The sequence below is a fragment of the uncultured Marinobacter sp. genome, from assembly GCF_963974375.1.
Classification (GTDB): domain Bacteria; phylum Pseudomonadota; class Gammaproteobacteria; order Pseudomonadales; family Oleiphilaceae; genus Marinobacter.
In genome coordinates this window covers 1-11,497 of the sequence record NZ_CAXBDN010000131.1, presented here as the reverse complement: position 1 = coordinate 11,497, position 11,497 = coordinate 1, and the positions used below count along the sequence as shown (strand labels likewise).

Sequence of the window (11,497 nt, the reverse complement as noted above, 5' to 3'; positions counted from 1 at the left end):
GCAGGTAAATGCGGCTGGACACCTGGTCTTTGACGATGCGTTCGAATCTGTGCAGATAAAAGCGTGCGATGCCCTCGGTGCCCCGCTCCCGGTTGATACTGTTCACGTCCAGCACTGTGAAGCTGGTGACTTGGGGCACGAAATGGGTCCAGGGTCGCCAGGCAATCTCCCGTTGTTCAGTACTCACCACTTCGGCCGCCTCCGGGAGCACCGATTTCTTATGGTCAAACCAGGTGTACTCAAGGTGAATCTGGTGGGCAAGCATACCGATACCTGCAAATGCGGGGATCAGCCATTTGGGTGCCCGCTTACGGGTCAGTGAACGGATGGCAAGCGCGATGCCTGCAGCACCCATGCCGGCCACGACAGTAGCCAATAAATTCCAGAACATAATGTGTTTCCTTAGCAAAACGGGCTTCCCTTGTGAGGAAGCCCGCTCAGGTTCAGCCCGCCAGGCGGCTGCCTGGAACGGGCTGTATAGTGCCTGTTTATACCTTAATGGTCGACCGCACCGCCAGCACCGCGAGGGTAGCGAACGCTTTCAACCAGCTCCTGAATCTCCACCGGGGGCTCTTCCGTTGCTGTTGATACCGCAAAGGCCACTGCGAAGTTGATCAGAGCACCAATGGCACCGAAGGACAGCGGGGAAATACCCAGCAGCCAATTATCCGGTGTGTTGGCGAAGGTGTTGGTTCCCGGAATGAAGAACCAGCCCAGGAACAGGAAGATGTAAACGAGGGTGGAGATCAGACCGGCCAGCATACCGGCGATAGCGCCCTTGTTGTTCACCCGCTTGGAGAAGATACCCATCATCAGGGCCGGGAAAATCGAGGCTGCTGCGATACCAAAGGCCAGCGCCACCACCTGGGCTGCGAATCCGGGAGGATTCATACCAAGGTAGGTGGCCACCACAATGGCAACGGCCATGGATATCCTCGCTGCCAGCAATTCGCCTTTTTCACTGATGTTGGGATTGATCGCCCCCTTGATCAGGTCGTGACTGACTGCCGAGGATATCGCCAGCAACAGACCTGCAGCGGTAGACAGTGCAGCGGCGAGACCACCGGCAGCAATCAGACCGATGACCCAGGGCGGAAGGTTGGCGATTTCCGGATTGGCAAGAACGAGAATGTCATTGTTCACCGTCAGTTCGTTACCTTCCCAGCCACGGGTCTCGGCTGTATCAGCGTAGGTTGGTACGTCGTTGTAGAACTGAATGCGACCGTCATTGTTCTTGTCGTCGAAGGTGATAAGCCCGGTCTCTTCCCATGAACGGATCCAGTCTGGACGCTCTGCGTAGTCGATGGGCTGACTGGCAGTACCTTCAGGATAGATGGTGGTCATCAGGTTCAGACGTGCCATGGAGGCAACAGCCGGTGCAGTGAGGTACAGCAGGGCAATGAACACCAGTGCCCAGCCAGCAGACCAGCGGGCGTCGGCGACCTTGGGTACCGTGAAGAAGCGGATGATAACGTGGGGCAGGCCAGCGGTACCAATCATCAGCGACAGGGTAAACAGCACCATGTTGAGCTTGTTGGCAACATCCGCAGTGTAGTCCCGGAAGCCCAGTTCGCGGACCACTTCGTCCAGTTTCTGCAGCAGTGGCAGGCCGGATTCGGTGTGAGTGGAGAACAGCCCCAGCGGCGGTATCGCATTACCCGTCAGTTGCAGCGAGATAAATACCGCTGGAATGGTGTAGGCAACAATCAGCACGACGTACTGAGCGACCTGGGTGTAGGTAATACCCTTCATGCCACCGAGAACCGCGTAGAGGAAGACCACCACAGCAGCGATCATCAGGCCGGTATTGTTCTCCACTTCCAGGAACCGGGAGAAGGCAACGCCGGCACCGGTCATCTGACCGATAACGTAGGTCACCGAGGCAATGATCAGACAGGCAACGGCAACAAACCGTGCATTCCGGCTGTAGAAACGATCCCCGATGAATTCAGGCACCGTAAACTTGCCGAATTTACGCAGGTAGGGCGCCAGCAGCATCGCCAGCAGCACATAGCCGCCGGTCCAGCCCATCAGGAAGGTGGAGTTGGCGTATCCGCCGGCGGCAATCAGGCCCGCCATTGAAATAAACGACGCGGCTGACATCCAGTCGGCGGCGGTCGCCATACCGTTGGTGATCGGGTGTACGCCGCCACCGGCAACATAGAACTCTTTGGTACTACCGGCTCTTGCCCAGATGGCGATGCCGATATAGAGGGCGAATGAGGCGCCTACGAAGATCAGGTTAATTACAAACTGGCTCATTCGCGTTTACTCCTCCAGGCCGAATTTTTTATCGAGCTGGTTCATTCTCCACGCATAGAAGAAGATCAGAGCGATAAACGTCACGATGGAACCCTGCTGGGCGAACCAGAACCCGAGATCGGTTCCGCCTATAGGGATTCCGGCTAGAAGTGGGCGAAACAGAATTCCGCAACCGTAGGATACGAAAGCCCATACCACGAGGCTTCCGAGAATCAGACGGAGATTGGCCTTCCAGTACTGCTCAGCGTCAGTTAATTGACCCGACATAACAGTTCTCCTGTTTTCTTGTTGTTGGGCTAGGATGGATAAATCTGAGAAGAAACAAGAAGGAATGACACGGGGAATAGCCACTGACGGACCCAATGGTGGTCGCAGCGGAATAACCGGAAGTGGCATACCATGAGAGATTGTTATTCATCTTGTTTCTCCTGCTGGTTAGCACTTCTGACTTTACGCCAGATCCCGGGTATAGATATTGGCAAAAGGTCTAAGGAAAGAGGGATGTAATGCAACACTATGAAAAACAAAAGGTATATCGAGAGGGTATTTGGGTTTTATAGACAAACTGGTAGCAACTTCACATTCTTCTCATGGTTCTGAGTTTGCGGTAATAGCGAAGTTTCTCGTCCAGAGCCTCCAGGGTGGTTATCTTCAGATTCAGGGCCCGTTGAAAAGCGATCAGGGTCAGTTCCGCTGTGGCCATGGCATCAGCCGCTGCGTGATGACGGGCGCTGATCTCGAGGCCAAAATGATCGGCCCAGTTATCCAGCCGTTTGTTGCCTTGCAAGGCATCGGGGAAAAACGCCGGCATCAGCTCGGCAACATCGAGCCAGGTGTGAGTCTGGGTGTAGCCAAGGTGTTTCCTGAGAGATTTCTGCAGAAATTTGCGATCAAAGGCAGAGTGAAACGCCAGGATCGGGTCGCCATTCATCCATTCCAGCAGATGAAGGAGTGCGTCTTCGGTTTCATGGCCGTGAATGAGCGCCTCCGAGCCGATGCCGTGAATCAGAACCGTCTCCCGGATATCCAGTTCCGGGCGTCGCAGGATCAGGTCAAACTGGTCCCGCAGTGGTATTTCGAGGCCATCTATGGCCACCGCCCCGATGGCGATGACTTCGTCTTTTGACGAATCCAGTCCGGTGGTTTCCAGGTCCAGTACAATGAAACGAAGGTCCTCAAGATGCTGGCCGGCGGGTATTTTTGGGGCTGGCAGATGGGACTTGTCGTGGAACTGGTCAGTGCCGTTAAGCTTCTGGTCGATCCAGCCCCTGATTCCGTCAAGCATGGTGTCGGTTCTCCTCCGCTAAAGCTGGTACGCCAGTTCCAGTTTCTGCTGCAACCGCTGGGCCTGGCGAAACGACTCCCGCAGTATCCGGCGGTCCAGCGGGTTCAGATTGTCCGGATTGATGTAATTGGACAGCGGCTCGCCGCGATTCTGCTGCTCCTGGTGGGCCCGCATGCGGATGGCCTGTATCAGGCTATAGGCCTCTTTCCAGGCGTTGGCATCCTTGGGGTCGAACACACCTTTGTCGGCAAGCCGGTCCATACGTTCCAGGGTATTGGCGGTTGCTACCCCGTTGGCCAGCGCGAAGACCCGCACCGCCTCCACAAAGGGGGCCAGACCCTGACGCTTGAGGTCGAGACTGTGACGGTCGCCTTCCGGGAGGTAGCGGAAATTGCGAAACATGGTCAGCGGGGGGCGCCGGGTAACGGCGTTGCCTGCCAGCATCTTCTGGAACAGGCCATTTTTTCGGATGCGGCTCAACACTTTTTCAAGGAGCTGCTGAAGCGGCTCGTCGGCACCGTAAACGGCTCTCATGTCCAGGAAAATGGATGAGTACACCAGATTCTGCGGCGTGGAGGCATCGATGAATTTCAGAAACCATTCGTCCCATTCATCCCCGCTCAGGCACAGCTTCGGGTTACTGGCCATGATGTTGCCCTTGCACAGGGTAAATCCGCACTCAGCAAGCTCCTGATTTACCCGCTCGGCGAAGGGCAGCAGTTTTTCCCGGACCTGATCCGGCGTCATCCCTGCCGGGACCTCGAACAGCATGCCGTTGTCCTGGTCGGTGAGCAGGGTCTGTTCCTGACGACCTTCGCTGCCAAAAGTAAGCCAGGTGAAAGGTATGCCAGGATCCTCTTTGCTGAGATTGAGTTCCAGCACCCGCCGCACGGTGACATCATTGAGGGTGGTGATGATCTTGACCACCTGGCCGGAATCGGCACCGTGGGCCAGCATGGTGTCTACCAGACGTGCAACGTTTTCACGGAGCGCCACCAGGGTGCGCAGGTGCGTTGCGGTGCCGATGGTGCGAGCCAGATGAACCAGGTCCACCCGCTGCAGGGAGAACAGGTCTCGCTCCGAGACCACGCCGATCAGGCGATGCTCCTCATCCACCACGCAGATATGAGCAAAATGGTGCTCGGCCATGAGCATGGCGGCTTCAAAGGCATCGGCGTGACCGGGAAGGCAAACTGGGCTGGCCGTCATTACCTGGCTGAGCGGAATATCCAGGGGCGCGTTCTGTTCGGCCACCAGGGTGCGCAGGTCCCGTAGCGTGAAGATACCCACGGGGTGACGCTGATCGTCGGTGGCAATGATGCTGCCCACGTTATTCTCATGCATGCGGGCGACGGCTTTACGCACCGGCATATCCGGTGAACAGACAATAGGATTGCGCAGGGCATAACGGTCAAGGGGCGTGTTCAGCGAATTGGACGCACCAATGGATTCCATGGCCCCGGATTGAATCCGCTGGTTAACCTGGTCCAGAAGGCTGCTGACCCCCCTGAGACAGAAGTCCCGAAAGGTATCGCTTTCGGTAAACAGCCGGACAAAGTCGTCATGACCAAGGGTCAGGCAGAAGGTGTCGCCGGAAGCTTTATGGAGAGTCTGGGTCGGCCTTTCTGCCACCAGGGCGGCCAGGGGGAAGCACTCGCCCTGGCTGATCTCGAAGGTGGTTTCCGGCTCACCGGTTTTCGGATTTATCCGCTCACCCCGGATACGCCCCTGTTTGACGATATGAAACCGGGTCACGGGACCATCGTCCGGTGACAGTACAACATCCTCATCCCCGTAGTATTTCAGGCTGGCATGTTCGGCAAACATGGCGAGATGACCATCGTCCATATTCGAAAAAGGCGCATGTTCACGTAAAAAGGCCATGATGGCACGGGTATTCTGGGGTTTTTCTGTGTCCTGGGCGCTGGTCATTCCGTCACCGCTCCTGCTTATTGTTTGTGTCAGTCTAGCGCATTCATCAGGCAGTCCGGCCTTGGGCTCTGGTCGTAGGTGTTTCAGACCGCGTTGATTCTGACCAAATCTCCGTGCCCACCCGCAGTTGATTCCTTTATAGGAGGTGGGGCGAGTGGTAGAGTTCTCACTAAATCCTGCTCATCCCTGTTGGTACCATGACTTCAAAAGACGAGCGCCTGTTTTTTCTGGAACAGATGAAGGATGTCCAGCGTATCCGGCGTCCTAACCGGGCGGATCTGCCGTCAGCCCGGGAACTGACACCTGGTCATCTTGAGCGACAACGGGCGGCGGTAGAAACACCGCTCATGGATCGCAATACGCTGACCTCGGACATTGTCGACCCACTGACCGCCCAGGATGTCCTGAGCTGGCAGCGCCCGGGCGTTCAGCACGGGGTTTTTCGCAAACTGCGGCTGGGCCAGTACCCCATAGAGGCACGGCTGGATCTTCATCGGCTGACAGTGGAGGAAGCCCGCCGGGACGTATTTGCTTTCGTCCAGGACTGCGTCCGTTATGGCCTGCGATCAGTTATCATTCTGCACGGCAAGGGCGAGCGCAACCCTGACGGTATCGCCCAGCTGAAAAGCTACCTGGCCAAGTGGCTGCCGGAGCTTGCTGATGTACTGGCCTTCCATTCGGCGCAGAAGCACCATGGCGGGACCGGTGCGGTTTATGTGATGATTCGCAAGAGTGATCTGCAGAAGCAGAAAAACCGTGAGATTCACGGTTCCTGACGAGGATAGTGTATGAAGCGTGTGTGGATATTATTGTTGGCAACGCTGGTGCTGAGCGGTTGCCAGAACCGGGAAATCTGGAACGACCAGGGTGCGGCGGAACGAGCCACCAAGGACCGTGAGGTCTGGAACACCCAGGGCAAGATCGAGGGCGGTGAGCGCAAGATATGGAACGATCGCGACGACAAACCGGTCATAAAATAGCCAGTGGATTCTGTCGGGACAGTCCCTCGAAACAGCCCGGCACGATCGTTTCGCGAGAATAAGGAGCACCCCGGTGTTTGATGTTACCCGTTATGCCGAGGCGGCCGAAGAAATCTGCAAAGCCGGTCGGTTCCTTTACGACAAGGGCTGGTCGCCTGCCACCAGCAGTAACTATTCCCGTCGGCTGGACGCGGAGCATATTGCGATTACCGTCTCCGGCCGCCACAAGGGACAACTGGGTGCGGGCGATGTGATGGTGGTGGATCTGCAGGGGCGGCCAGTGCAAAGTCAGGCCAAATCCTCCGCGGAGACTCTGCTGCACACGGTGTTGTATGAGACGAACCCCGGGCTTGGCGCGGTGCTGCATACCCATTCGGTGAAGGCGACCGTTTTGAGCCGGCTGATCAGGCCAGGCGAGGCTCTGCGGCTGGAAGGCTACGAATTGCAGAAGGCCTTTGCAGGCACTGTGACCCACCAGGCCCGGACCATAATTCCGGTATTTGACAATACCCAGGATATTACAGCGCTGGCGGAGCAGGCCCGGGCCTGGTATGACGCCGATGTCAGCCAGCCAGGTTATCTGATTCGCGGTCATGGGCTGTATACCTGGGGTGAAACCATGGCCGATTGCCTGCGCCATGTAGAGGCGTTTGAATTTCTGTTTGAATGTGAACTTGAAACCATGAGGGTCCGCGGATGTCTACCCTGAGTATTTTTGACCAGAGCAAGCCTGAAACCCCGGTAACGGTAACCCGGGACCCGTCTGAAATTACGCGCCTGCTGGCCGACAAGGGCATCCGGTTTGAACGCTGGGAAACCCGTGATCTGTCTTCCGGAGCATCTCAGGACGATATTCTGGCGACCTATGAGGCAGAAGTGGCGCAACTGAAGGCCGAGTGCGGGTTTGCGACAGCCGATGTGGTCAGTCTTACCGCTGACCATCCCGAGAAGGAGGCCTTCCGCCAGAAGTTTCTGGACGAACACCGGCATTCGGAAGACGAAGTGCGCTTTTTCGTGAGGGGGCAGGGGCTTTTCTATCTGCACCTGGACGATCAGGTATTCGCAGTTCTGTGCCAGCAAAATGATCTGATCAGTGTGCCCAACGGCACCCGACACTGGTTCGACATGGGGCCGCAACCGGAATTTACCTGTATCCGGCTGTTTACCAACCCGGCAGGCTGGGTGGCCGATTTTACCGGTGCCGACATTGCCAGCCAGTTCCCCCGCTACGAAACTCTGGCCGGAGCCGCCTGAATGATTCGCGTCGTCCTGACTGACATCGAAGGCACCACCAGTTCGATCAGCTTTGTTCACGAGGTGCTCTTCCCCTACGCCAGCGAACACATCGCCGGCTTCGTCCGGGAGGGGCATTCTGAAAACCCGGCCATTGCAGCAGAGCTGGATCAGGTTGCAGAGCGCAGTGGTACCCCGAGAGATGATCTGGAAGGGCTGATCAGCGTACTACAACAGTGGATTGCGGAAGATAAAAAGGAAACGTCCCTCAAGGCCCTGCAGGGGATGCTCTGGGAGCAGGGCTATCAGCAGGGTGCGTTCAAGGGGCACGTCTATCCGGATGCTGCGGAGTACCTGCGTTTCTGGCACGACCGTGGCTTGCGGTTGTATGTCTACTCATCCGGCTCGGTGAAGGCGCAAAAACTGATTTTCGGGTTCAGTAATGAAGGTGATCTGACGCCATTCTTCAGCGGCTACTTCGACACCAACGTTGGCGGCAAAAAGGAACCGCAAGCCTATCGGACCATTCTCGGCGAGCTGGGGGTCGAACCGGCAACAGTGCTGTTCCTGTCCGACGTGGAAGCGGAACTGGTGGCGGCCGAAGCCTGTGGCCTGAAAACCTGCTGGCTGATCCGGGAAGGCCAGCTTCCCCCGCAATCAGGGCGCCCGGTGGCCAGAGATTTCCGCGAGGTAGATGCGCTGATGATGCATCGCTGAGCGGACCGGCTCCGGAAACGTCGACTGGCAGGCGAAAGCGCCGGCGGATGTATCTGCACAGGAGCCTACGATTTTGTCTCTCAAGGTTCGGTCCATTTCAAGTCTGGTGATGCTGCTGATGTTGACCGGTTGCGACCCGTTTGCAACGCCGGACGGCATGATGGACGAATACGTCGAGCGGGTTGCCCGGGTGCTCGACGAAGACTTCGAGCTGACCGCTGTACCGCCGCGCACTCCCTATCCCCGGACCCGGGACCGGGTTCAGTCGTTGCCGGACCTGGACCTTGGCATTCTCGATTTTCTCTCCCTGATGGGCTGTGAGCTCCAGTTTGTGGTTGGCGAGCGTAACTCCATACTGGGGCGGGTCATGCAGCCGGTAAACCGCCTTCGTTACGAAATCCGGTTTATTGAAGCCGCGGAGTCCTGTGCGCCTGACATTGATGACGAGGAGCTGCGGGAGGATATTCTTGCGGCGGCCAGCAGCAAGAAAGACAGCCTGCCCCTGGCTGTCTGGAACGCCACCCTGGGCAGCGAGGAGTCGGCGCGCCTGCTGACCAGTTCGAAAGGCTACTATCCGCTGGATGCCACCGGCGACAACACTGCGGATCTTGAGTCGGATCTGGGCCAGGTCAACGCCATGGTACGCAACCTTTACCAGCACAGGACCGACCTGTCCGTAGACTTCATGAACCAGGTTCATCAACGCTGGAATGCACGGTCAACGGCAGGGCAACTGGTGAATTCCGCGCTGATTCTGGAGACCAGGCTTGATGACGCCTCGGAATTACTGGAGCGTCGTCTGGAGGGGCGCCCTCTGTGCATTGGAGGCAAGCCGAACAATCAGTCGTCTATGTGGGCAGGGTACAGCCCTACCTGGCTGAGGTCCGACGGGGGCGCGACAGTCTGATCGGGCCCCTGTCGACCCTGATCCTCGCCCAGCAGGAGGTGGCTCCTCAGTCGTTTGCCGACTGGCATGACCAGTATCTGGCGGTTAACGGAACGGGACTCTGGGCCCGCCTGGACCAGAGCATGTCCCGTCATGTGACTGCCTGGCAGAGGCTGCTTGAGCAGTGTGGTATGCGTCCGGGCGGTTGAACGCCCTGGCAAACGGTGGTTGTTAACGCTGACTTTCGGGCGTAACCCGCAGCACTTCCTCAATGGTGGTCTGTCCTGCAGCAACCTTTTGGGCCCCGCTCAGCCGCAGCGATTTCATCCCGTCCCGGTACGCATCCAGGCGCAATTGTTCCAGTTCACAGCGGTCATTGATCTGGCCGGCAATGGTATTGGACATGCCCAGAATCTCATACACCCCTGCGCGGCCCCGATAGCCGGTTTCGCGGCATTCGAGACAGCCCACCGGGCGATAGACCTGTTTGGGCGCCGGCGCCTTCCAGGGCCGGGTCAGGGCTGCCCAGTCTTCGGGGGCCAGCGGCGCGGGCTGCTTGCAATGGGGGCATAACAGGCGGACCAGGCGCTGGGCCATGGCGCCGATGACCGTAGCCCGGATCAGATAAGCCGGAATGCCCAGCTCCAGCAATCGTGTAAAGGCACTGGGGGCGTCGTTGGTGTGCAGGGTAGAGAGGACCAGATGCCCCGTCAGCGCCGCCTGAACCGCCATTTCGGCGGTTTCAAGATCGCGGATCTCGCCAATCATGATGATGTCAGGATCCTGCCGCAACAGTGCCCGGACACCGGAAGCAAAGGTCAGGTCAATGTTGTGCTGAACCTGCATCTGATTGAAGGCCGGCTCCACCATTTCGATGGGATCTTCAATCGTACAGACGTTGAGTTGGGGCGCCGCCAGTTGTTTCAGGGTGGAGTAGAGCGTGGTGGTTTTGCCCGACCCCGTGGGACCGGTCACCAATACTATGCCGTGAGGCCGACCGGTCATCTCGTGCCAGCGTTGCTGATCCTCGCTGGAGAATCCCAGTGCCTCGAAGGACTTCAGCAGCACTTCCGGATCAAATACCCGCAGCACCATTTTTTCGCCAAACGCCGTTGGCATGGTTGCCAGGCGCAGTTCCACCTCGGTGTTGTCCGGTTTCAGGGTTTTGATACGGCCATCCTGGGGGCGCCGTTTTTCCGCCACATTGAGACGGCCAAGTATTTTGAGGCGGCTGGTGACAGCGACACCGACCTGTTCCGGAAATTCATAAACGTTGTGTAGTACACCATCGATGCGGAACCTGACCCGGGTCATCTCCCGCCGGGGCTCAATGTGAATGTCGCTGGCCCGCTGGTCGAACGCGTACTGCAACAGCCAGTCGACGATCTTGACCACATGCTGGTCGTTGGCGTCGTGGCTGCCGCCGGCACCCAGTTCCAGTAACTGTTCAAAATTCTGCAGGTTACCCGGTGCCTTGCTCTGCTGGGTGCCGGCCTTGCTGACCGAACTGGCCAGCTGATAGAACTCGACGGTGTAGCGGCGGATATCCTCCGGATTGGTAACAACCCGCCGAATGGAGCGTTGGAGGACGTGCCGGAGGTTGGTTTCCCAGTCGCTCTTGAAGGGTTCTGCGCTGGCAATCACCGCTTCGTCGTCATGGATTTCCACCGCGAGTATGTGGTGGCGCTGGGCAAAGGCGAAAGACATGGACCGGGCGACGGCGGGCGCATCGATTTTAAGGGGATCGATGTGATAGAAGCTTTGCCCGGACCAGCGGGCCAGCCAGCGGGTCAGCCGCTCGGTATTCAGGGTGCGGCCGTCCTTACGGCTTTCCAGGGCTGCAATGGCGATGATTTCCAGGGGGTGCCGGGTGCGGGCGTCCGCACCCAGGTTTCCGGCCATCACCCGGTCAGCATCTTCCTTTAAGATCTCACCGCTGTCGGCGAGAGCATTGCAGAGTTCCCGCAAGGTCAGGGTGTGGTCTGGCCGCTGCTTGTCCTGACTTGATTCCATGGTCATCTCTTGGTGCGTGTTTAGCCAGTTTCGTTAAAAGTGCCGGGTCATGGCTATCTGATGCCGATATCCACCGGGTTCAGGATCGATTGGTTTTCAGGTGGACCATGGCCACAGTGAAGAGCAGAAAGGTCAGCAATGCCAGCAGCACCGGTAAGGCATTGCCTTCACTGAGCCAGGCTGTCACCA

At 57.8% G+C, this 11,497-nt stretch carries 11 protein-coding genes and 1 pseudogene; 6 read left to right on the top strand and 6 right to left on the bottom strand.

The window, feature by feature from the left end:
• The 5 genes from AAC035_RS12120 to AAC035_RS12100 all read right to left on the bottom strand — a co-directional run.
• The coding region (locus tag AAC035_RS12120; protein ID WP_339804472.1) for a hypothetical protein at positions 1 to 391 on the bottom strand (391 nt) is incomplete at its 3' end.
• Positions 392 to 495: 104 nt separating this feature from the next.
• Complete coding sequence (locus tag AAC035_RS12115) at positions 496 to 2,262, bottom strand: sodium:solute symporter family protein (protein ID WP_339804470.1); 1,767 nt, start codon at positions 2,260 to 2,262, stop codon at positions 496 to 498.
• Positions 2,263 to 2,268: 6 nt separating this feature from the next.
• Complete coding sequence (locus AAC035_RS12110) at positions 2,269 to 2,529, bottom strand: DUF4212 domain-containing protein (protein WP_339804467.1); 261 nt, start codon at positions 2,527 to 2,529, stop codon at positions 2,269 to 2,271.
• Between the two features lie 310 nt (positions 2,530 to 2,839).
• A complete protein-coding gene (locus tag AAC035_RS12105) occupies positions 2,840 to 3,547 on the bottom strand; it encodes a 3'-5' exonuclease (protein ID WP_339804465.1) in 708 nt (235 codons plus the stop codon).
• A gap of 18 nt (positions 3,548 to 3,565) precedes the next feature.
• A complete protein-coding gene (locus AAC035_RS12100) occupies positions 3,566 to 5,479 on the bottom strand; it encodes a putative nucleotidyltransferase substrate binding domain-containing protein (protein ID WP_339804463.1) in 1,914 nt (637 codons plus the stop codon).
• A gap of 197 nt (positions 5,480 to 5,676) precedes the next feature.
• On the opposite strand from AAC035_RS12100, the gene smrA reads away from it, so the two are divergent.
• The 6 genes and pseudogenes from smrA to AAC035_RS12070 all read left to right on the top strand — a co-directional run bounded on the left by smrA (position 5,677) and on the right by AAC035_RS12070 (position 9,504).
• Positions 5,677 to 6,255 (top strand): DNA endonuclease SmrA, encoded by a 579-nt coding sequence (gene smrA, locus AAC035_RS12095; RefSeq protein ID WP_339804460.1) that lies wholly within the window; start codon positions 5,677 to 5,679, stop codon positions 6,253 to 6,255.
• Positions 6,256 to 6,267: 12 nt separating this feature from the next.
• Complete coding sequence (locus tag AAC035_RS12090) at positions 6,268 to 6,459, top strand: membrane lipoprotein lipid attachment site-containing protein (RefSeq protein ID WP_339804457.1); 192 nt, start codon at positions 6,268 to 6,270, stop codon at positions 6,457 to 6,459.
• Positions 6,460 to 6,532: 73 nt separating this feature from the next.
• Positions 6,533 to 7,168, top strand: coding sequence for a methylthioribulose 1-phosphate dehydratase (locus AAC035_RS12085; RefSeq protein WP_339804455.1), 636 nt, complete (start codon positions 6,533 to 6,535; stop codon positions 7,166 to 7,168).
• Complete coding sequence (locus AAC035_RS12080) at positions 7,156 to 7,713, top strand: cupin (RefSeq protein WP_339804453.1); 558 nt, start codon at positions 7,156 to 7,158, stop codon at positions 7,711 to 7,713. The genes AAC035_RS12085 and AAC035_RS12080 overlap by 13 nt, the downstream gene beginning before the upstream one ends.
• Positions 7,714 to 8,409 carry an acireductone synthase gene (mtnC, locus tag AAC035_RS12075; protein ID WP_339804450.1) on the top strand — a complete coding sequence of 232 codons (696 nt, stop codon included), beginning with the start codon at positions 7,714 to 7,716 and terminating at the stop codon, positions 8,407 to 8,409.
• Between the two features lie 109 nt (positions 8,410 to 8,518).
• A pseudogene (locus AAC035_RS12070) lies at positions 8,519 to 9,504 on the top strand (DUF3080 family protein).
• 22 nt (positions 9,505 to 9,526) lie between these two features.
• On the opposite strand, the gene AAC035_RS12065 reads toward AAC035_RS12070, so the two are convergent.
• Positions 9,527 to 11,308, bottom strand: a complete 1,782-nt coding sequence (locus AAC035_RS12065) for a GspE/PulE family protein (protein ID WP_339804447.1) — start codon at positions 11,306 to 11,308, stop codon at positions 9,527 to 9,529.
• Positions 11,309 to 11,497 lie beyond the last annotated feature (189 nt).

Bases quoted from the DNA above. Each gene is read 5' to 3' on its own strand.
- AAC035_RS12105 (WP_339804465.1), bottom strand. From the start codon at position 3,547: ATGCTTGACGGAATCAGGGGCTGGATCGACCAGAAGCTTAACGGCACT.
- AAC035_RS12090 (WP_339804457.1), top strand. From the start codon at position 6,268: ATGAAGCGTGTGTGGATATTATTGTTGGCAACGCTGGTGCTGAGCGGT.
- AAC035_RS12115 (WP_339804470.1), bottom strand. From the start codon at position 2,262: ATGAGCCAGTTTGTAATTAACCTGATCTTCGTAGGCGCCTCATTCGCC.
- AAC035_RS12080 (WP_339804453.1), top strand. From the start codon at position 7,156: ATGTCTACCCTGAGTATTTTTGACCAGAGCAAGCCTGAAACCCCGGTA.
- AAC035_RS12065 (WP_339804447.1), bottom strand. From the start codon at position 11,308: ATGGAATCAAGTCAGGACAAGCAGCGGCCAGACCACACCCTGACCTTG.
- smrA (WP_339804460.1), top strand. From the start codon at position 5,677: ATGACTTCAAAAGACGAGCGCCTGTTTTTTCTGGAACAGATGAAGGAT.
- mtnC (WP_339804450.1), top strand. From the start codon at position 7,714: ATGATTCGCGTCGTCCTGACTGACATCGAAGGCACCACCAGTTCGATC.
- AAC035_RS12100 (WP_339804463.1), bottom strand. From the start codon at position 5,479: ATGACCAGCGCCCAGGACACAGAAAAACCCCAGAATACCCGTGCCATC.
- AAC035_RS12110 (WP_339804467.1), bottom strand. From the start codon at position 2,529: ATGTCGGGTCAATTAACTGACGCTGAGCAGTACTGGAAGGCCAATCTC.